The sequence below is a fragment of the Stenotrophomonas maltophilia genome (genome assembly GCF_001274595.1).
GTDB classification, from domain to species: domain Bacteria; phylum Pseudomonadota; class Gammaproteobacteria; order Xanthomonadales; family Xanthomonadaceae; genus Stenotrophomonas; species Stenotrophomonas forensis.
The window spans coordinates 2,767,711-2,787,370 of sequence record NZ_CP011010.1; the positions used below are offsets into that span (position 1 = coordinate 2,767,711).

Here is a 19,660-nt window from a genome sequence, read left to right on the forward strand (position 1 = left end):
TGGAAGCAGCCAATGCCATGCAACCGGCCCGGGAATTGCCACAACCTGAAGGCGAGTATGCCCGATAATCTACTTGGGTAAACCCGCAGCCTGCATTGAAGAAAATAGATACACAGGTGAAGAAAATGTGGCCGCGACTGGCACGGTTCTCGCATGCGATCGAAAGGGCATCACATTATCTGCACGTCAGTGAATCGTTTTGCCCGCGAACGGATTTGCGTCACAGAACCAGACTGAAAGTTTAAGCATCAGCGGGTTTCTGCCGAATTTGCATATAGGTTCCAGTTGCAGCGAACCGCCATTCAGGCAAAGTCGATAACACGGTGATCCGGCCACTTCAACGCGGCCGCACCCTGGGGGAGCACATGACCATGGCCGTATTGCACGACATTCCGACCAGCGGCGCAGCGTCGCGCGGTGGACGGCGCGCGGCCGGCGTTTTCCCCTGGGCCGATCCCCCTGCTTGAGCACGGCGGGCACACCCCGTCGTGCCTCCCCCGCCAGGACGCGCGGGGGTCCACGGACGATCCCGGCGGAGCCGGGCCACCGCCCAACAGGTGTCCTGCAGCAGACAGGTAGAGGGAGAAAATCACCATGAACGCATCGATCCGCACGTTCCTGAAGGAAGAAGATGGTGTCACCGCGCTTGAATATGGATTGCTGGCGGCGGTCATTGCCGGTGTCCTGATCGCGGTCGGCCGCACCCAGATCAGCGCGTTTTTCACCACGCTGTTCGAGCACCTGCAGGATATCGCCAAGGACGCCACCACGGCGCCGAAGTAAACGCGGCGGATATGGACCGATCCAAACACCGGTAATAGTGAAACTACCGGAAGCAAGGTCGGGGAGTTTCCAGGGACAGCCCGGTATCGGGCGACGGAGTGTGCGATGACACTGCTGGGATTGTTGGCCATCGGCATGTGCCTGCGGATCGCGATCAGCGATCTGTATGCCCGCCGGGTGCCCAACGCCTGGCTGCTTGCCGCGTGCGCGCTGGCTGTACCGCTGTTGATCGCTGGCCAGTTCAGTACGCCGCGCCTGCCGTGGGGCTCCCACGTCGCCGGCGCGGCGCTGGGCCTGGTCGCATTGCTTCCGTTCTACGCCGTGCGCTGGATGGGCGCGGGCGACGTGAAGTTCTTTGCGGTGCTGGGCCTGCTGCTGGGATTGGAGGCACTGCTGCCGATCTGGGTGGTCGCCAGCCTCGCCGCCGGGCTTCATGCGCTGGTGGTGCTGGCCTCGCGTCGCCTCGGCCCCATGCTGCCGGCCGGCCTGCAGCTGCAGATGACCCGGGCCAGCTCGCAGTGGCAGTCACATCCTGCCCTGCGCGAACTGCAGAGCGCACGGCAGGGACGCCACGGCATTCCCTACGCCGCCTATCTGGCGCTGTCGGCCATCGGCTGGATCATCATCCAGGTCTACGGAGGTGTTTCATGAACACTCGCAGCCCTCGCCGGCAACGCGGCGTGGCCAGCATCGAATTCGCACTGATGCTGATGCTCGGCCTGCTGCCGCTGCTGCTGTTCACTTTCACCGGGGTGATGATCATGGCCGCACAGCAGACGCTGGCGACCGCATCCGCAGAGGGAGCACGCGCCTCCCTGCGCTACGGCACCAACGCCCAGCGCCGCACCGCGGCCTGTGTCGCAGCACGCACTTCAATGCAGTGGCTGCTGCAGTTCTCCAAGCAGGACGTGGACTGCAGCGCGGGCGGCAGCAATGCCATCGTGGTCGCCGCGCCCGCGCCGTGTGCAGGGCTGCCCGCCGCGCAGTGCATCACCGTCACGGTCAGCTACGACTATGCCGGCCACCCCTTCCTGCCCGGCACCGCCACCCTCTACGGGTGGGTGATGCGGGCTCCCATCCGCAGCGTCGCGGTCGCCCAGCTCGACCTCGGCAGCGGCACCTGACGATTGGTACAGGAGACGGTTCCATGCTCAAGTTGACCCGCATTGCCGCCGTCGCCCTGATCGGCCTGGCCGTGCTGCTGGCCGTGATTGCACTGATGATCGGCCGCAAGCCCGACGCGCCGGTACATGTGGCGCCGGTTGCCAGCGCGGACCCGCAGGCCATCACGGTGGTCGAAGCCGTCGCCCGGCTGCCGGCCGGCGAGCCGATCACCGCCAATGGGCTGCGACTGGCCCAGCGCACCACGCCGGTCGCCGGCGCCGCGACCAGCATTTCCACCGTGGTCGGCAAGGTTCCGGTCCAGGACATTGCTGAAGGCAGCGCGATCAGCTCCTCGGCCCTCGCGCAGGGCTTCTCGCTGCAGCTGCGGCCCGGTGAGCGCGCACTGGCGGTGCCGGTCGATGAACTGGTCGGCGCGGGCAATCGCATCCTCCCCGGCGATTTCGTCGATGTGTTCCTCAACCTGCGCACCGCCCAGCCCAGCGCCGGGGGCCCGGGCGAGGCCGCACAGGCGCGCCTGCTGCTGTCGCGCCTGCGCGTGCTGAGCTATGGCCAGCAGGATATCGCGCCGAACCCGGGCGATACCGCCGCCAGCACCGATGGCAGCGAACGCAACGACGCACGCGCCGCGGACATCACCGGCAGCAGCCATGGCGCCAGCGACGAGACCCGCCAGCCGGCGCGCAGCGCGGTACTGGCGGTACCGGTGGCGGACGCCAACCGGCTGCTGCTGGGCGCCCAGCAGGGCAAGCTGTTCCTGGCGCTGCGCAATCCGGCCGATACCGGCCTGCCCGACCTTGCCCTGTTCCCGCAGGCGCGGGGCGTGATCGATCCGCTGCGCGGACTGGATGCAGAGCAGCAGGTGGCCCTGCAGCGACCCGAGAACCACGCCTTCGCAGGCATTGACGGCGATGCGCTGGCCGGGCGTGGCGCCGCCCCGACCCGCGTCAACCCGCAGGCGCCGCCGCGCGCACCGGCCGTCCGCCACGGTGCGCCACGCGCCTCCGGCATTGAAATCATCCGGGGTGACAGCTCCGCTCCCCGTGGTTCCCTCTGACCTGCCCCGAGTGCATCCATGACCCAACGCCGACTGTCTCCACGCCCCTCCCCTCGCCAGCGCTGGCTGGCCCTGATGCTGGTGCTGCTGGCACCGGCAACGAGCGTGGCCGCCGACGATCTGGTGCTGCAGGCCCGTGAGCAGCGCCCATGGAGCCTGCCCGCCGACCTCGAGCGCGTGGCCATCGCCGACCCTGGTGTCGCCGACATCGTGATGCTGCGCGGCCAGCGCCAGGCGCTGCTGGTGGGCAAGGCGCCCGGCACCACCACACTGCTGCTGTGGCACCGCAAGCAGGCCGAGCCACAGCGCGTGCAGGTGCGCGTGCAGAGCGCTGTGCAGGGCGCGGCGAGCACCGGCACGAGCGGCCTGCTGTTCACCCAGCAGGGCCAACAGGGCCTGCTGCAGGGAAGCACGGACAGCGTGCTTGCGCACATGCAGGAACAGCAGACTGCGGCGATGGCACTTGGCAAAGAGGGCCAGCTCGCCGACGCGTCGACGGTCAGCAGCGGTGGCGTGGTCCAGGTCGAGGTCAAGGTGGTGGAGTTCAACAAGACCGCCCTGAAGCAGATCGGCATCAGCTTCCAGAACCGCAACGGCAGCTTCGCCTATGGCATCGCCCGTCCCGGCGGCCAGCTGCCCGGCAACACCGGCATCCTGCCCGGCATGAAGGAAGGCGAATCGGGCAACGAGTCCACTTCACCGATTTCCTCGGCGTTCCGCCTGGTGTTCGGTTCCACCAAGGGCCTGTGGAATGCCGATGTCGACCTGCTGCAGAGCAACGGCATGGCCCGCGTGCTGGCCGAGCCCACCCTGGTCGCCTTGTCCGGACAGAGCGCCAGTTTCCTGGCCGGTGGCGAACTGCCGATCCTGGAACCGCAGGGCCTGGGCACCACCACCATCACCTACAAGCCGTTCGGCATCGGGCTGACCGTGACCCCGACCGTGCTGGCACCGAACCGCATCGCACTGAAGGTCGCGCCGGAAGCCAGCGACCTGGACTACAGCAATTCGATTGCCCTCAATGGTGTGCAGATCCCTTCGATCACCACCCGCCGGGCCGACACCACGGTTGAACTGGGTGACGGCGAGAGCTTCGTCATCGGCGGCCTGGTCAGCTCCAACGTGGTGTCCAGCGTCAACAAGATTCCGCTGCTCGGTGACCTGCCGATCATCGGCTCGTTCTTCCGCAATTTCGACTACAAGCGTCAGGACAAGGAACTGGTGATCATCGTCACGCCGCGGCTGGTGCAGCCGCTTGCGCGCAACACCGAACTACCGCTGCCCGGCGCACGCGAAGCCAAGCCGAACCTGCCCGAATGGGGCTCGTGGCTGCTCGGCCCGATCAGCCAGGACCCGGTGCCCGGCTTCTCACGCTGATTCCATGATGCCTGCGATACCACGACCATGCCCTACGCCACCGCCCAGCCACTGCATCCACAGGGACCACCGATGAACCTGGTCCTGTACGGAATGGATCGCGAACTGCTGCCCCGGCTGGCTGCCAAGTTGCCGCCGACCACGACCCTGCACTGGCAGGACAGCAACGCGCCGACCTCCGCACAGGACCTTCAACGCGGGGGCCAGAGCCTGGTGCTGCTCGATTTCCGCCCCGAACACGCGGCCGCCTCCAGCGCACTGGCCCAGCAGCTGCAGCAGACACAGCCGGACCTGGTGCTGGTCGCGGTCGGCGCTACCAGTGCCGGCCAGGTCGAAGGCGTGGTGATCGCGCTGCGCGCCGGCCTGCGCGACGTGCTGGACCTGGACAGCGACAACGCCGGCATCGAAGCCGCGTTGCGACGCGCGCTGTCACCGCGACCGACGGCCTCGCCACAACTGGCGCACAAGGCTCGCCTGATCGTGCTGCTGGGCGTGCGTGCCGGGGTCGGCACCAGCACCCTGGCCGCGCACCTGTCAGTGCTCGCGCAGCAGACCCGCACTCTCGCCCAGGGCGAAGCGTTGCAGCAGGATGGCCTGCTGATGGAGCTGGCACAGCCGTCCGGCGATCTCGCGCTGTACCTCAACCTCGACAGCCGCTTCCACTACGAAGACGCGTTGCGCAACGCCAGCCGCATCGATGCCACCCTCGCCCGCACCGCCATGGCCCGCCATGATTCCGGACTGGTGCTGCTTGATCGGGCCGGTGGCAGTGACGCGGTGCCGCCCTCCGATCCGGGTGCACTGCTGCAGCGCCTGCGCGCCGTGTTCGCCAGTGTTCTGTGCGATGCCGGTGGTTGCCCGCTGCGGCAGTTGCCGCCGCTGCTGCTGGACCAGGCCGACGAAATCTGGCTGGTCACCGACGCCTCGATCGCTACCCTGGTGTCGCTCGACCAGGCGCTGAAGCATCTGGCGGGTCAGCGCGAACGCGAGAAGCGGCTGCAGCTGGTGATCAATCGCCACGACGACAGCAGCGGCATGAGCCCCGAACAGATCGCGCGCCGCTTCGAGGTGCCGCTGCTGGCCACCTTGCCCGAACGTCCACGCGTGCGCCTCGCTGCCAGCCAGGGCCACCTGCTGCTGCAGGACGCACCGCGCGACCCCTACCTGCGTGCCCTCGCCCCGCTCGTTTCGCGCCTGGACCCGGCTGCATGCCCGGTGCAGGCACAGGGACTGCGGGAAAGACTCTCCCTTGCCCTGGGTGGATCGCAATGGAAGACAAGGTAACCCCGTTCCCGCATGCCGCCACCCGCCCGGTGCTGCCCGACAACCCGCCGGGCCACCTGCCGTTCGCGCAGACCGAGCAGTACCAGAAGGTGCTGTCGGCCGCGCATGAGCACCTGCTCAACAGCATCGAGGACGAGCGCATCGACATCGATTCCTGGGCGCCGGATACCATCGCACGCTGGGTGCAGGTGCAGACGGTGGGCTTCATCCAGGAATGGCGCATCCCGATCAATGAAGAAGAAATGCAGGTGGTCGCAGAAGGGCTGGTCAAGGAGCTGACCGGCTTCGGCCCGCTCGACGACCTGCTGCATGATCCGTCGATCGAAGACATCCTGATCAACGGCTTCAAGGACGTGCACGTCTCGCAGGGTGGCCAGCTCAAGCGCGCCACGCAGCGCTTCACCGACGATACCCACCTGTTGCGGATCCTGCGGCGCATCCTCGCACCATTGGGGCGCCGCCTGGATGACTCCAACCCGATGGTCGATGCGCGCCTGCCCAATGGCGGGCGACTCAACGCGATCATCTCGCCGCTGGCGGTGGATGGACCGATGGTCTCCATCCGCAAGTTCCGCAAGGACCCGTTCACGCCTGACGAGCTGCTGGCCAAAGGCACCTTCGACGCGCCGATGCAGGCGCTGCTGAAAGCGATGGTGCTGGGCCGCTGCAACATCCTGGTGTCGGGCGGAACCAGCTCCGGCAAGACTTCGCTGCTGAACGCTCTGGCCAGCTACGTGCCGCCCAATGAGCGCGTGATCACCGTCGAGGACACTGCCGAACTGTCGCTCAACCACCCGCACGTGGTGCGTCTGGAAAGCCGTATCGGCGGCGCCGAAGGCCATGGTGCGGTGAGCATCCGCGACCTGGTGCGCAACAGCCTGCGCATGCGGCCGGACCGCATCGTGGTCGGCGAAGTCCGAGGCGCCGAGGTGCTGGAAATGCTGCAGGCGATGAACACCGGCCACGACGGCTCGATGGCGACCATCCATGCCAATTCACCGCGTGATTGCCTGTACCGCATCGAGATGCTGGCAGGTTTCGCCGGCTTCCAGGGCAGCGAAGACAGCCTTCGCCGGCAGATTGCCAGTGCGATCGACTTCATCGTGCAGATCTCGCGACTGGGCAGCGGCCGCCGCGTGCTGGTCTCGATCACGGAAATCACCGGCGTCAGCGACAACCTGATCACCACCCAGGAGATGTTCCGGCACGAACTGCAGATCGACGCAAACGGCCGGGAGATCGACCGCTGGGTCGGCCTGGGCTTCCAGCCCCACTCGCACAAGCTGGAACCGTTCCGCCAGCTGCTGCGCGAATCGCTGTACGGAGACTATTGAGCATGGGCACCGGTCTGCTGCTGGGCGTGCTGAGCATCATCTCCGTGCTGCTTGCGCTGGCGGCATGGCTGTGGGGCACGGCCAGCACCCGCGAGCAGCGCCAGGCTTCGCTGCAGCATGCCGAGCAGCAGCTGGCGCGTGGCAATACAGCCCCTTCGCCATCGGCCAGCATCGCCAGTGCCGCCGCCAACGAGCCTGCACGGCCTGCCAGCAGCGGGCGCAGGCCGCTGCCCTGGAATGGACTGCTGCAACGTGCGGGCCTGCAACCGGGCTGGAAACTTCCGGTGATGCTGCTGGTGCCGGGGCTGGTGCTGTCACTGACGGCCATGCTGCGGCTGGGCACTGCGTGGATGTTCCCGCTGACCCTGCTGCTGTACGCGCTCGGTTGCTGGCTGTGGATCATGCGCCGGACCACCCGGCTGCGCGCGCAGCTGCTGCACCAGCTGCCCGATTTCCTCGACAACCTGGTGCGCCTGACCGCGCTGGGCAACAGCCTGCAGGCGGCGTTCCAGGTTGCGTCGATGCAGACCAGCCCGCCGCTGCGCGGCCTGCTAGACACCACGGTGCGCTATGCCCGCAGCGGCATGGATCTGGATCGCGCGTTGTCACTCGCCGCGCAGCCCTATCGCATGGATGTACTGAAGGTGCTGTCGGTGGTGATCGGCGTCAGCGTGCGCATCGGCGGCCGCTCCGACCAGATCCTGCAGCGCATGGGCGACTTCATGCGCGACCTGGAACAGGCGCAGCAGGAGCTGGCGGCGACCACCTCGGAAACGCGGATGTCGGCCTGGGTGCTGGGCCTGCTGCCGCCAGCCAGCGCCGTGCTGATGGCCATCGCCAGCCCCGACTTCTTCCAGCCCGTGCTGCACGAGCCGCTCGGCCACAAGGTCCTGCTGATCGCGTTGGGCCTGGAGCTGGTGGGCGCTTTCCTGCTGTATCGACTGGCCAAATCGCTATGAGCCATCGCAGCCCCCCTGGAGAAGCCCGATGAGTGCAAGTACCTGGTTTGCGCTTTCACTGCTGGTGCTGGCCGCGGGCGTGGCCCTGCTCGGGTTTGCCGGTTGGGTCCGCAGCCATCGTGAACAGCGCACGTCGGCCACGCTCAAGACCGCTCTGCAGCCGCGTGACGAGGCGCGCGAAGTGGAAGCCACGGGCCGCGACTCGCTGGGCTGGCTGGAGCGCTTCGGTCGCGCGCTCAGTGGTGGCCGCCTGGAAGCCGCGCTGCTGGCCAACGAGGATCGCCTGCTGCTGGATCTGGCCGGCTGGAACACGCGCCGCGGCACCGCCATCTATCTCGGCGTCCGCCTGCTGCTCGCGCTGCTGGTACTGGCCCTTGCGCTGGCCTTCAGCGAAGCGACCGGGCTGGCGAAGATCATGGTGGTGATCGGTGCACTGGCCGCGGGCCTGCTGCTGCCCAAGTTCGCCCTGTCTGCCTGGGTCAAGCGTCGCCGCCGTGCAGTCGAGAACGAGCTGCCGTTGCTGATCGACCTGCTGCGCCTGCTGCAGGGGGTGGGATTCAGCATGGACCAGAGCCTGCAGACGCTGGGCGACAAGCTGCGTGATGCGCTGCCGATCCTCGGCGGTGAACTGCAGGAAGCCAACGTGGCCTACACCCACGGGCGCACCCGCGCGCAATCGCTGCGCCGCCTGAGTGACGTCTACGGTGACGACGACCTGAGCAGCCTGGTGCAACTGATCCTGCAGGTGCATGCACACGGTGGCGCGGTGCAGGAGCCACTGCGCCAGTTCAGCATCCGCCTGCGCGAGCAGCGCCGCAACTCGCTGAAGGAAAAGGTCGGCAAGCTTTCGGTGAAGATGACGGTAGTGATGATGCTGACCCTGCTGCCAGCGCTGATGCTGGTTCTTGCCGGCCCGGCGCTGGTTGCGCTGGCCGCCACCATGTCCTCGATGGGAACGACCTGATGCCCGCCCTTCGCACCGCCTGCCTGCTGTTCGCCCTTGCCGCCGTCGCCAGTGGCTGCGCGTCGACCACGCCGAAGTACCTGCGCGCGCCCAGCCTGGCCGCGCCCGAACCGGCACCACAGGACAGCCGCAACGCCTACCTGGAACTGATCGCGCGCATGCAGCAGCAGGGCGCCTGGTATGCCTCGCTGGCCCACGTCGATGCATTCCGCCAGCGCTACGGTGATCGCCCGGCGCTGCGGCTGCTGCAGGCCGACGCCCTGCGCGAGACCGGGCAGGCCGACGCGGCCATCGCGCTCTACCGTGAACTGTCCACGGGGCCGCAGGCGGCCGCCGCCGCACATGGCCTGGGCCTGATCGCCGCGCATCGCGATGACGACGCCGGCAGCGAGCAGTCTCTGGCCCGGGCCACCCAACTGGAACCGCTGAACACCGACTACCTCGGCGATCTGGGCTACGCGCGGCTGCGTGCAGGACAGTTCGACCAGGCCCGTGAGCCGCTGGCAAAGGCGCTCGAGCTGTCACCCGGCAATGCCAAGGCGACGGCCAACCTTGCACTGTGGGCGGTGCTGCGTGGGGACACCGCCACGGCCGAGCGCCTGGCCCAGCAGGCCAACCTCAACGAAGACAGCCGCCGCGGCATCCAGCAGCAGGCCGAGCAGATCCGCGCACGCCTGCAGCAGCGCCAGGCGGCAGCAGCGGCACGCGAGGTGGCAGCCCCCCGCGCGGTTGCCGGCCCGCCGGCCCGCTCGCAGGCCGCAGCCCGGCTGGCCGCCGAAGCGCGCCGCGACATCCGCGATGCGCGGGATCCGCAGCGCCTGCCACCTTCGATGCTCGAACGCTTCAGCACCCAAGACCAGCCCACCGGGAACACGCCATGATCAAGCCGCTCCTGACCCGTCGCCTGTTGCCCGCGCTGAGCGGCCTGCTGCTGGCGACAGCTGCCCAGGCACAGCAACAGCCGCTGACCGGGCAGATGCTCGGCGGTGCCCGTCCCGCGGCAACCGCAGCGCAACCGCTGCAGTCCGAAACGCTGGCAACGGTCGACGTGTCCGCGCCCGAGGCTCGTGCGCCCGTACCAGCACCCGCATCACCCCCTGCCTACGACCTCGCCAGCACAGCGGCCGCACCTGCACCCCCGGTACGCCGCAGCGAGATCGGCGACGCCACGCGCAGCCTGTTCCAGCTGCAGGCCTCGGGACAGCAGGCCGGCGCGCGCCTGCCGATCCTCGGTGACCAGGCCACCCTGAGCTACGCGCGCTACCTGAAGAGCTTCCAGCACGAGATTCCCGATTTCTTTGAAACCGATGTCGGCAAGTCCAAGGGAACATCCTCATCCGGACGTTGAGGTAGGCCATGAAACGCCCACGCCAGTTCAGCTTCAACCGCCCCCGCGGCGGCATGTCGGTCACCATGATGCTGGTCATGCTGGTGCTGCTGGCCATGCTCGGGCTGGTCGAGATCGGCTACCTGTTCTGGGCCAAGCGTGATGCGCAGAAGGTCGCCGACCTGGCGGCGCTGGCCGGCGCCCAGCGCCTGGAACTGTGCACGTCGGACAACAGTGACAACAGCGCGGCGCGGCAGAGCGCGCTGACCCAGAACCGGTTTGCCGGCAGCCTGCAGATCAGGTGCGGGAACTGGAGCGCGACACGCGGCACGACCAATCGTTTCCAGGGGACTGTGGATGCCGCCAATCCACGCAATGCCGTGCAGGTCATCGCGCAGCGCAGCGTGCTGCCCTTCTTCGGGCAGAACACCAGCTTGCCGACCGTCAGCGTGCAGGCGGTGGCGCGCCGCTCCGAGCCCACTGCGGTGTTCGCCGTCGGCTCGCAGCTGCTGCGGACCCGCGGCGATTCGCTGCTGATGTCGACCCTGCGCCTGATCGGCCTGGATGTCACCAACGCCACCGTGCTTTCCTATGACGGCCTGGCGCAGGCCAACGTCACACCCTCCGGCCTGCTGAAGGCGCTCAACATTCCAGTCAGCGCCAACCTCAGCGTGGCCGACTTCAACCGCCTGCTGGCAGTCAACAAGATCTCGCTGGCGCAGCTGGTCGACGCCACCGCCACGGTGGTCGGCCGCGATACCACCGTCGGCGTGCAGCTGCGTGCCCTGTCGGACCTGGTCGCCACCCGGCTGGACATCACCAAGCTCAACATCGCGCTGGGCAGCGAATCCGGCGGCGGTGGCCTGTTCGCCGAAGTCATTTCTCCGGACGGTACCGCCGGCAGCGCGCTGGAATCGAAGATCAGCGTCCTCAACCTGATCAGCACCGCCATTTCCATCGCCAATGAGGGCAATGGCATCGCGATCGGCGGCCTGAACCTGCTGGGCATCAACGTGCAGGCCGGGGTGGTCGAACCGCCGTCGATCGCCATCGGTGGCGTCGGGTCGCGCGCCTACAACGCGCAGGTCCGGCTGATGGCCGATGTCGACAGCAACAACCTGTTTGCGCTCGGCCCACTGCTGCAGCTGCTGGGTACGCGCCTGCATCTGCCCGTACACGTCGATGTCGCCAACGCAATGGGAACGCTGACCGGCATCCAATGCGGCGGCACCTCGCCCCAGGCCACCATTCAGGTCGATTCCTCGGTGCTGCGCGCCTGCGTCGGCAACGTCGATCCCGCACAGCGGTTCTCCAAGAACAATGTCTGTGACAACACCCTGCAGAAGGAACAGCTGCTGACACTGCTGGGCCAGCCCTTGATCAACGACAAGATCACCCTGCCCGCGTTGACCAGTTCGCAGAACCTGACCCTGGCTGCCGGCGAAAGCGGCTCCACCCAGATCAATCCGCTGGCACTGGGCAATGCCGTTTCCGATCTGGTCAACGAGTTGCTGCGGGTCCTGTCTGGCATGCTCAGCTCACCCAAGCAGGGCATGAGCGCGAACGACACCGCCAAGGCGCTGGCCGACCGCTACCTGCAGGCCACGTTCCCGCCCAACACGCGCTATGACGTCAACAAGCTGATTCCGCTGCTGCGCGATGGCGACCCCAGCCGGCAGCTGGCGCCGCTGAACAGCTGGAATGTGCCCGGCGGCCTGCCCTACGCCTGCGGCCTGCTGAACCTGGTCACCTGCCACAAGGACGGGCCGGTCTGGGATGCGTTCAAGGTCACCGTCACCGGCCAGGGCCTGGGCGTGCTCGACGGGCTGCTCGGCTCACTGGTCGGCGGCCTGCTGATCAACCGCTGCGATAGCCTGCTCGGCAACCTGATCGACTACAACGGCTGCGTGCGCAACAACCTCGCCTCGTACATCCAGACCGCGCCGGCCGGCTTCCTCGATGGTGCCGGTGGAACCGGCGTCAGCAACCCCGATGGCAGCGTCAGCTGCAGCGGCCTGCTGTGCACGCTGCTGAAGCCGATCCTGGCCGCGCTGCGCCCGGTCCTCAACAGCGTCGGCACCCTGCTGACCAACCTGCTGGCCAGCGTGCTGGGGCTGGAACTGGGGCGGACCGATGTCAACGTGCAATCGATCCAGTGCAGCGCCGTGCAGCTGGTCTATTGACCCGTGACGGGCGCCCTTGGCGGCGCCCGCGCCCATGCTAGACTCCCGGCGGGGAACCACCTTCATCTCAACCCACACTCATCCGTGGATGGTCTAGACATGCGAGAAACTTCAGGGGGCGCGGTCTTCGCCCGTCAGGCGCGCGGCGCGGCAATGCTGGCCGTGGCCATGATGCTGGTGGCACCGGCGGCGATGGCTGCCCGTGGCGACCGCGAAGCAGCCGCAGAGCCGGCCGCGCGCACCGCACCGGTAGTGCGCAACACCGTGGACGAACTCAAGCAGCTGATGGATTCGCGCCAGCTGACCGAGCTGCGTACCACCTACAACGGCAACTACGGTGCCAGCCTGCTGTTCAACGCCAACACCCTGACGTATTACGTCGCCCTGTTCCAGGAAAAGAACTTCTGGCGGGTGATCAAGACCGATGCCGTGGACAACGCAGAGCGCGTGTACCGCACATTTGCGCAGCAGTCCGAACAGCTGGCGCAGGTCTATATCGACACCACCCGGCTGGAAGCCGGCAAGCGCTACACCGAGCGCCTGGTGGCCTATAACGAGGAGCGCCTGCGCACGCTGCAGCAGGAAATGGAACAGCAGCAGGCGCAGTCGGCCCAGGTCAGCGCGGCCCTGCAGCAGGCCCAGCAGCAGGCCGTCAGCCTGAGTACCGATGTGCAGAGCACCAACAGCCAGCTGGACGCGCTGCAGCGCCGTATCCAGATCCTGCAGGCCGAACAGGGCAACCCGGAGCTGAGCCTGCCCAAGCCGGACAGCGTGCCCTCGCCGGCACCGGCGGCGGCCAGCGACGGTCGCTGAGCCCGCGCTTCCAGCGTCTCCGCACAACGGCGCCCATGGGCGCCGTTGTCGTTTTCAGCACCAAAATCAGCGACACGCGTCGTGCACCGCGTCATCCAGCTGTCGGCGCTGTACGAAGTCCAGGCGCCTGGCCCTGGCCAACGCCTTCCCGCGTTGCTGCCGCGCACGCTCACAGGCGGCGGGATCGGCGCTGATCGGGATCAGCGCAGCCCGCGCGCGCCCGGGGCGTGACGCCCGCCGCCGGGCCGGCGCTGCAGTGGACGTGGCAGGCACCGGGCCACGCGACAAGGACTGTTCCGCCGGAACGTCCCAGCGCCATTCCGCGCGCCCTTGGCACGGCGTCTGCTGGTAGACCGGGTAAGCGCCGTCCACGCACTTGTAGACGTGGGTCTGCGCGCCTACTGCGGTCGACAGCAGCAGGCACACCAACAGGCAGCATGGAAGTCTGGGCATTGCGGGCTCCGCGACAGGTCCGCTGCCATCGTCAGCCGACCCCCGGTCCGCCGCCAGAGCGATACACGTCACAGCCCCGGCAATCCAGCACAGGCGTGCAAGGCATCCGATAGCCATTGCGCTGTACTGCCGGAGGCACCGGCAGGCCTGCCGATGCCTTCCCTCCCTTCCGCCAAGGAACCTGCAATGAGCAACTACGTCACCGTCGCCGATGGCGCCCGCATCTTCTACAAGGACTGGGGCAGCGGACAGCCGATCGTGTTCGCCCACGGCTGGCCGCTGTCCTCCGATGCCTGGGACCCGCAGATGCTGTTCATGGGGCAGAACGGCTATCGCGTGATTGCGCACGACCGCCGCAGCCACGGCCGCTCCAGCCAGACCTGGGACGGCAACAACATGGATACCTACGCCGACGACCTGGCCGCGGTGATCGACGCGCTGGACCTGAAGGACGCGATCCTGGTCGGCCATTCCACCGGCGGCGGCGAAGTGGCCCACTACATCGGCCGCCACGGCAGCAAGCGCGTCGCCAAGGTGGTGCTGGTCGGCGCCGTGCCGCCGTTGATGCTGAAGACCGCCGGCAACCCGGCCGGCACTCCGCTTGAGGTGTTCGACGGCATCCGCAAGGGCACCGGCGGCGACCGCTCGCAGTTCTTCAAGGATCTGGCCACGCCGTTCTTCGGCGCCAACCGCGATGGCAACAGCGTCACCCAGGGCATGCGTGATTCGTTCTGGCTGCAGGGCATGCTCGGCGGCGTCAAGGGCCAGTACGACTGCATCCACGAATTCTCGGAAGTGGACTACACCGGTGACCTGAAGAAGATCGACGTGCCTGCGCTGGTCGTGCATGGCGATGATGACCAGATCGTACCGTTCGATGCTTCGGCCAAGCTGTCCTCGCAGATCATCAGCGACGCCGAACTGAAGGTGTATGCCGGGGCCCCGCACGGCCTGACGGTCACCCACGCCGACGCGTTCAACGCCGACCTGCTGGCGTTCGCACGCAAGTGATGGACTGCGGCGGCGCCTGAAGCGCCGCCGCTTCTGCGGTAGTGCCGGCCGCTGGCCGGCAACTTTTCCATCCTGATCCAAAGCACATGCAGCCGGCCAGCGGCCGGCTCTACCAGAGCAGGTCAGATGTCACTGTGGTGGTGCGGAACGCCGGCCTTGGGCAGCGGGTCATGGCCGCCCACGAAGTGACGTACCACTGGTGCCCGTTCGCCGCGATGCAGTTCGCGCAGCACCTCCTGGATCGCCTTGTCATCGGCGGTGATGCGTTCGTGCTGGCGCAGATGCTCCAGCCACGACGGGGTCACGAAATACTCCAGGTGGATGCCCGGCGTTGCCACATCCTCAACCACGCCCCAGACCACGGCGCCATCACGGCGACGGATCGTGCCCAACGCGCGCATCTGCGCCTGGAACGCGCTGCGATCGGCTTCGTCGATGCGGTATTCAATGGTCACCAGCACCGGGCCGCGATCATTGGATACCGGTACTGAGAGTTCCGGTGCCGGCCAGTGCCCGGCCGGACGCAGGTTCAGGTCTTCAGTACCGGCGATGCGCACGCGCCAGACCAGCAGCCCGCCGATCACCGCACCGGCGGCAGCCACCAGCAGGGCCAGCTCGGGCGAGGTGCGCTGCGCCAGCGCGCCCCAGCTCAGGCCGCCAGCGGCCATGCCGGCAGAGAACACCATGATGTACAGCGCCAGCGCGCGCGCACGTACCCACGCCGGTACCGCTGTCTGCGCGGCGATCTGCAGCGAAGAGAGCACGGTGATCCAGGCAAAGCCATTGACCAGCATCACCACGGGAAGCACGTACCAGCTGCGGGTCAGCGCCAGCCCGACCAGGCTCAACGCCAGCGACAGCGTGGCCAGCAGCACCAGCAGGTCGCGGTCCATCTGTGCGCGCAGCTTCGGCAGCAGCAGCGCGCCGCCGACCGCACCGATGCCAATGCAGCCCAGCAGCATGCCGTACTGCCCTGCCCCACCCTGCATCTGCCCGCGCACCACCACCGGCAGCAACGCGTTCATCGCCGCGGCGAAGAAGAAGAAGCCGACCGACTTGATCAGCACTGCCTGCAGCCGCCCGGCGCGGCTGGCATAGCGCAGGCCTGCCTTCAGGCCGGCACCGAAGCCTTCCGGCGGCAGGCTGGACTGCTTCGGGTCGCGCTTCCAGCCCCACACCACGAACAGCATCGCGGCGAAGGTGATGGCGTTGAAACCGAAGGCCCAGACCGCACCGAGCTGGGCCACGATCACGCCGCCGATGGCCGGGCCGATCGAACGCGCAATGTTGATGCCGATCGAGTTCAGCGCCACCGCCGAAGCCAGCATCGGCTGCGGCACCAGCTCGGACACGATCGCGGCCTGCGCCGGCATCGCCATCGCCGCGCCACACCCCATGCAGAAGGTCAGTAGCACCAGCAGCTGCGGGGTCAGCATGTCCATGGCGGTCAGCGCCGCCATCACAGCAGCCACCAGCAGCATCCAGCCCTGGGTGGCCAGCAGGTACCTGCGCCGGTCGACGATGTCGGCCAGGGTGCCGGCGGCCAGTGCCAGCAGCACGATCGGCACCGTGGTCGCCGACTGCACCAGCGCCACCATCAACGGTGAGCCGGTGCGCTCGGCCATCACCCAGGCGGCGGCCACATCATTGACCCAGGTGCCGATGTTGCTGGCCAGGATCGCCAGCCAGATCGAACGGAACATCCGGATCTTCAACGGCGACCAGGCCCCTGCGGCCGGTACGGAAGGTTGCGACGCGGTTGCGTTCACCATTGCCATGCTCCAATGATCGAGGCGAACAGCGTGTCCTGGCCTCCGGCCTGCTTCAGTGCAGGACCGGCATCGACCCAGGCCAGCTGCAGCTGCCATTGCCAGTGTTCGCTGGCCTGCCAGCGGGTTTCGGATTTGTACTGGTTGCCGATGCGGCGTGCGCCACCGGCAGTGCCTGGCAGCGCCAGCAGCGGTGCCGGCGTGGTGTAGACCGCATCGGTGCGCCGATGCTTCCAGGCCATCTGTACGCCCAGCTCCGTCGTCACCGCGTCGTGCAGGCGCAGGCTCAGCGTAGGCTGGATATCCATCAGGTTGGCCGGCGCCAGCAGGCTGGCCTCGCTGAAGTAGGCCGACTTCGGGAACAAGGCATTGAACGTTCCCAGCCGGCCATCGCGCAGATTGCCGTCGCCGCTGGCGATGTCGGCCTTCAGGCCCAGCCGTGGCTGCAGCGGCAGGTCCGGCCAGCGCCAACCCGTATCGGTGGCCAACGTCCAGGCGCGGATGTCGAGGTCACCCGTGGCGGCACCCAGTTCACCGCCCTGCACCACCAGTTCGTTGTTCCAGTCCAGTGCACCGGCCTGGCCGAACCAGCGCGCGCCGAGTGTCTGCCGACGTTCGGTACCGCTGCCTGCGGCGAAGTGCGCGCCGTCGCGGCGGTAGTCCAGCAGGTACAGATCCCACTGGCCCGACGCCTGACCGCGCGCCGTCGTGGCGTACGCACCCCACAGGTGGGCACCGTGTTCGCCCCGATCATCGAAGGCACCGGCTCGATTCTCCACCGGCCGCAACACCATCAGGTCCAGCATGCCGAGGCGGCCTTTCCAGCCTGCACGTGCGCCGTCGAAGGCCAGGCGGATGTTCGGCCCATCGCGTACCGACAACAGCCGCGAGCTGCCGTAGCCGGCCTCCTGCCGGCCCAGCTGCAAATGAAAGACACCGCGCTGCCAGCGCCAGTACGCCTGCTGCACGTCCAACGCGCTGCGATCGGTACGGCCGGGGCCGCCGGCCTTGCCACTCTCGGCGTGCACACCCAGCTGCAGCTTCGCCTGCCAGGTGTCTTCCACATAGGTGGCCGAGGCCAGCGCACGCAGCAGGCCGTAGCCATCCTCTGCGCCTCCGATGCCGAAGCGGGTCGGATCGTAGTACAGGCCACGCACGCGTAGCGACGCATCCCATTGCAGTTGGCCGTCGCCTGCATCGCTGCAGTGGCCACCGTCGCAGGCCAGCGCCAGCGCCGGCATGGCCAGCAGCGCCAGGCTCAGAACGCGAAGCACGAGCATCCCATCGCGCCCCAGAACGCGGTCAGGTCATCGGTCGGCGCCACGTGCCGGGCGGCATGACCATGGGCGCCATGCGTACTGCAGGCCACACCGTGGTGATGGCGGTGGGCAGCGGCCAGGCCGGTCGCGGCTCCACCCACGTGGTAGCCGCCAAACCTGTTCACTGGCGACCAGTTGGGCATCGCCGGCGGCAGCTGCGGGGCCAGGCCGGCGTAGTCACCGTCGGCGTGCACGATGCGGCCACCGACCACGGTCAACACGCTGGTGATGTCGGCGATCTGCGCGTCATCGACGCGGAAGAAATCAGCCGACAGCAGGATGAAGTCGGCCAGCTGGCCAGCCTTAAGCGTGCCCTTCACCGCTTCGTCGCCCGAGAACCACGCGCTGCCCTGGGTCCACAGGCGCAGCGCCTGTTCGCGCTCCAACAGGTTCTCATCGCCGTACAGGGCCAGGCCGCCCACGGTGCGCCCGGTCACCAGCCAGGACAACGCCACCCACGGGTTGTAGCTGGCCACACGGGTGGCATCGGTTCCGGCACCCACCGGCACGCCTTCGGCCAGCATCCGCTTCACCGGCGGCGTATGCCGCGCCGCCTGCACACCGTAGCGCTCGACGAATGCCTCGCCCTGGTAGGCCATGCGGTGCTGCACGGCGATGCCGCCGCCGAGCGCGCGGATGCGTTCGATGTTGCGCGGAGTGATGGTCTCGGCATGGTCGATGAACCAGTGCAGGCCATCGAACGGCACCTCGCGGTTGACCTGCTCGTACACGTCCAGGATGCGGGTGATGCTCTCGTCGTAGGTGGCGTGGATGCGGAACGGCCAACGCTTCTCGACCAGCAGCTTCACCACATCGTGCAGTTCCGGTTCCAGCTCCGCCGGCAACTCCGGGCGTGGCTCGTTGAACAGCTCGAAGTCGGCAGCGGAGAACACCAGCATCTCGCCGGCCCCGTTGTGGCGCAGCAGGTCATCGCCCTGGCGAGGCTGCAGGATCTCGCTCCAGCCGCGGAAGTCATCCACTTCCTTGCCCTTGTTCTGGGTGAACAGGTTGTAGGCGATGCGCACTGTCAGCTGGTCATCGCGGTGCAGCTGCTCGATGACCTGGTAGTCCTCCGGATAATTCTGGAAACCGCCTCCGGCGTCGATCACCGAGGTGATGCCCAGCCGGTTCAGCTCACGCATGAAGTGGCGGGTGGAATTGGCCTGGTACTCGATCGGCAGCCGGGGCCCCTTGGCCAGCGTTGCATACAGGATCAGCGCGTTGGGCTTGGCCAGCAGCAGTCCGGTCGGGTTGCCCAGCGAGTCGCGCACGATCTGCCCGCCCGGCGGGTCCGGCGTGTCTTTCGTGTAGCCACAGGCCCGAAGCGCAGCGCGGTTGAGCAGCGCGCGGTCGTACAGGTGCAGCAGGAATACCGGCGTATCCGGCGCGATGTCGTTGAGTTCCTGTAGGGTCGGCAGGCGCTTTTCGTTGAACTGCGCGGCAGTGAAGCCACCGACCACGCGTACCCATTGCGGCGCCGGGGTGCGATCAACCTGTGCCTTCAGCATCGCCATCGCATCGGCCAGCGAACGCAGGCCATCCCAGCGCAGTTCCAGGTTGTAGTTCAGGCCGCCGCGGATCAGGTGCGTGTGGCTGTCGTTGAGGCCGGGCAACAGGCGCCGGCCCTGCGCATCGATCAGGGTCGCTTCGGTGCCCCAGTCGCGCATGATCTGCTCGTCACTGCCGACGGCAACGATGCGCCCCTCCTGCACGGCCAGCGCCTGTGCGTGTGGCTGCTGCGGGTCGAGGGTGGTGATGCGGGCATTGCGGATGACCAGCGTGCTCATGCGACGCTCCTTGGAAGTGGAATCGAATGCAGCTCCGGCGCGGCCAGCCAGGCCCAGCGCCATCGCGGCGCTGCCGCCCAGCACCACGTTGCGGCGGCCGTGGTCGAGTGGATCGTGA

Annotated in this window: 18 protein-coding genes; 14 read left to right on the top strand and 4 right to left on the bottom strand. The window is 67.7% G+C overall.

Features of this window, described 5'->3' with window-relative positions; all coding sequences use genetic code 11:
- Positions 1-594: 594 nt before the first annotated feature.
- The 13 genes from VN11_RS12665 to VN11_RS12725 all read left to right on the top strand — a co-directional run bounded on the left by VN11_RS12665 (position 595) and on the right by VN11_RS12725 (position 13,203).
- The gene (locus VN11_RS12665; RefSeq protein ID WP_006450700.1) at positions 595-783 is read left to right on the top strand and encodes a Flp family type IVb pilin; all 189 of its coding nucleotides are present in this window, start codon (positions 595-597) and stop codon (positions 781-783) included.
- 105 nt (positions 784-888) lie between these two features.
- Positions 889-1,434, top strand: coding sequence for an A24 family peptidase (locus VN11_RS12670; protein WP_053449991.1), 546 nt, complete (start codon positions 889-891; stop codon positions 1,432-1,434).
- Positions 1,431-1,907, top strand: coding sequence for a TadE/TadG family type IV pilus assembly protein (locus VN11_RS12675; protein WP_053449992.1), 477 nt, complete (start codon positions 1,431-1,433; stop codon positions 1,905-1,907). Before VN11_RS12670 ends, VN11_RS12675 begins: the two co-directional genes overlap by 4 nt.
- A gap of 23 nt (positions 1,908-1,930) precedes the next feature.
- Positions 1,931-2,962, top strand: a complete 1,032-nt coding sequence (cpaB, locus tag VN11_RS12680; protein ID WP_053449993.1) for a Flp pilus assembly protein CpaB — start codon at positions 1,931-1,933, stop codon at positions 2,960-2,962.
- A gap of 18 nt (positions 2,963-2,980) precedes the next feature.
- Positions 2,981-4,339: a type II and III secretion system protein family protein gene (locus tag VN11_RS12685; RefSeq protein ID WP_053449994.1), complete on the top strand. Its 1,359-nt coding sequence runs from the start codon at positions 2,981-2,983 to the stop codon at positions 4,337-4,339.
- A 27-nt stretch (positions 4,340-4,366) separates the two neighbouring features.
- Positions 4,367-5,623: an AAA family ATPase gene (locus tag VN11_RS12690; protein ID WP_053449995.1), complete on the top strand. Its 1,257-nt coding sequence runs from the start codon at positions 4,367-4,369 to the stop codon at positions 5,621-5,623.
- Entirely contained in the window at positions 5,608-6,957 is a 1,350-nt protein-coding gene (locus VN11_RS12695; RefSeq protein WP_053449996.1) for a CpaF family protein, read from the top strand. Before VN11_RS12690 ends, VN11_RS12695 begins: the two co-directional genes overlap by 16 nt.
- Before the next feature lie 2 nt (positions 6,958-6,959).
- Positions 6,960-7,916: a type II secretion system F family protein gene (locus VN11_RS12700; protein WP_053449997.1), complete on the top strand. Its 957-nt coding sequence runs from the start codon at positions 6,960-6,962 to the stop codon at positions 7,914-7,916.
- Between the two features lie 28 nt (positions 7,917-7,944).
- Positions 7,945-8,880 (top strand): type II secretion system F family protein, encoded by a 936-nt coding sequence (locus tag VN11_RS12705; RefSeq protein WP_053449998.1) that lies wholly within the window; start codon positions 7,945-7,947, stop codon positions 8,878-8,880.
- Positions 8,880-9,761, top strand: a complete 882-nt coding sequence (locus VN11_RS12710; RefSeq protein WP_053449999.1) for a Flp pilus assembly protein TadD — start codon at positions 8,880-8,882, stop codon at positions 9,759-9,761. Before VN11_RS12705 ends, VN11_RS12710 begins: the two co-directional genes overlap by 1 nt.
- Complete coding sequence (locus tag VN11_RS12715; RefSeq protein ID WP_053450000.1) at positions 9,758-10,228, top strand: DUF3613 domain-containing protein; 471 nt, start codon at positions 9,758-9,760, stop codon at positions 10,226-10,228. The genes VN11_RS12710 and VN11_RS12715 overlap by 4 nt, the downstream gene beginning before the upstream one ends.
- Before the next feature lie 8 nt (positions 10,229-10,236).
- A complete protein-coding gene (locus VN11_RS12720; protein WP_053450001.1) occupies positions 10,237-12,390 on the top strand; it encodes a TadG family pilus assembly protein in 2,154 nt (717 codons plus the stop codon).
- 99 nt (positions 12,391-12,489) lie between these two features.
- On the top strand, positions 12,490-13,203 hold the full coding sequence (locus VN11_RS12725) for a DUF2968 domain-containing protein (protein WP_040007538.1): 714 nt from the start codon (positions 12,490-12,492) through the stop codon (positions 13,201-13,203).
- 66 nt (positions 13,204-13,269) lie between these two features.
- Here the strand turns inward: VN11_RS12725 and VN11_RS12730 are convergent, their stop codons facing one another.
- A complete protein-coding gene (locus tag VN11_RS12730) occupies positions 13,270-13,656 on the bottom strand; it encodes a hypothetical protein (RefSeq protein ID WP_053451328.1) in 387 nt (128 codons plus the stop codon).
- A gap of 186 nt (positions 13,657-13,842) precedes the next feature.
- Here VN11_RS12730 and VN11_RS12735 point away from each other — a divergent pair, with 186 nt between their 5' ends.
- On the top strand, positions 13,843-14,667 hold the full coding sequence (locus tag VN11_RS12735; RefSeq protein WP_053450002.1) for an alpha/beta fold hydrolase: 825 nt from the start codon (positions 13,843-13,845) through the stop codon (positions 14,665-14,667).
- A gap of 122 nt (positions 14,668-14,789) precedes the next feature.
- Here VN11_RS12735 and VN11_RS12740 read toward each other — a convergent pair whose 3' ends face one another.
- The 3 genes from VN11_RS12740 to VN11_RS12750 are packed head-to-tail and all read right to left on the bottom strand — an operon-like array spanning position 14,790 to position 19,542.
- Positions 14,790-16,439 carry an MFS transporter gene (locus VN11_RS12740; protein ID WP_053450003.1) on the bottom strand — a complete coding sequence of 550 codons (1,650 nt, stop codon included), beginning with the start codon at positions 16,437-16,439 and terminating at the stop codon, positions 14,790-14,792.
- A complete protein-coding gene (locus VN11_RS12745; RefSeq protein WP_053450004.1) occupies positions 16,433-17,716 on the bottom strand; it encodes an alginate export family protein in 1,284 nt (427 codons plus the stop codon). Before VN11_RS12745 ends, VN11_RS12740 begins: the two co-directional genes overlap by 7 nt.
- On the bottom strand, positions 17,695-19,542 hold the full coding sequence (locus VN11_RS12750) for an amidohydrolase (RefSeq protein WP_187299815.1): 1,848 nt from the start codon (positions 19,540-19,542) through the stop codon (positions 17,695-17,697). Before VN11_RS12750 ends, VN11_RS12745 begins: the two co-directional genes overlap by 22 nt.
- Positions 19,543-19,660 lie beyond the last annotated feature (118 nt).

Coding starts and splice junctions, on each gene's coding strand:
- VN11_RS12730 (WP_053451328.1), bottom strand. CDS start 13,656: ATGCCCAGACTTCCATGCTGCCTGTTGGTGTGCCTGCTGCTGTCGACC.
- VN11_RS12695 (WP_053449996.1), top strand. CDS start 5,608: ATGGAAGACAAGGTAACCCCGTTCCCGCATGCCGCCACCCGCCCGGTG.
- VN11_RS12735 (WP_053450002.1), top strand. CDS start 13,843: ATGAGCAACTACGTCACCGTCGCCGATGGCGCCCGCATCTTCTACAAG.
- VN11_RS12690 (WP_053449995.1), top strand. CDS start 4,367: ATGCCCTACGCCACCGCCCAGCCACTGCATCCACAGGGACCACCGATG.
- VN11_RS12745 (WP_053450004.1), bottom strand. CDS start 17,716: ATGCTCGTGCTTCGCGTTCTGAGCCTGGCGCTGCTGGCCATGCCGGCG.
- VN11_RS12675 (WP_053449992.1), top strand. CDS start 1,431: ATGAACACTCGCAGCCCTCGCCGGCAACGCGGCGTGGCCAGCATCGAA.
- cpaB (WP_053449993.1), top strand. CDS start 1,931: ATGCTCAAGTTGACCCGCATTGCCGCCGTCGCCCTGATCGGCCTGGCC.
- VN11_RS12715 (WP_053450000.1), top strand. CDS start 9,758: ATGATCAAGCCGCTCCTGACCCGTCGCCTGTTGCCCGCGCTGAGCGGC.
- VN11_RS12665 (WP_006450700.1), top strand. CDS start 595: ATGAACGCATCGATCCGCACGTTCCTGAAGGAAGAAGATGGTGTCACC.
- VN11_RS12720 (WP_053450001.1), top strand. CDS start 10,237: ATGAAACGCCCACGCCAGTTCAGCTTCAACCGCCCCCGCGGCGGCATG.
- VN11_RS12685 (WP_053449994.1), top strand. CDS start 2,981: ATGACCCAACGCCGACTGTCTCCACGCCCCTCCCCTCGCCAGCGCTGG.
- VN11_RS12700 (WP_053449997.1), top strand. CDS start 6,960: ATGGGCACCGGTCTGCTGCTGGGCGTGCTGAGCATCATCTCCGTGCTG.
- VN11_RS12705 (WP_053449998.1), top strand. CDS start 7,945: ATGAGTGCAAGTACCTGGTTTGCGCTTTCACTGCTGGTGCTGGCCGCG.
- VN11_RS12725 (WP_040007538.1), top strand. CDS start 12,490: ATGCGAGAAACTTCAGGGGGCGCGGTCTTCGCCCGTCAGGCGCGCGGC.
- VN11_RS12740 (WP_053450003.1), bottom strand. CDS start 16,439: ATGGTGAACGCAACCGCGTCGCAACCTTCCGTACCGGCCGCAGGGGCC.
- VN11_RS12670 (WP_053449991.1), top strand. CDS start 889: ATGACACTGCTGGGATTGTTGGCCATCGGCATGTGCCTGCGGATCGCG.
- VN11_RS12710 (WP_053449999.1), top strand. CDS start 8,880: ATGCCCGCCCTTCGCACCGCCTGCCTGCTGTTCGCCCTTGCCGCCGTC.
- VN11_RS12750 (WP_187299815.1), bottom strand. CDS start 19,542: ATGAGCACGCTGGTCATCCGCAATGCCCGCATCACCACCCTCGACCCG.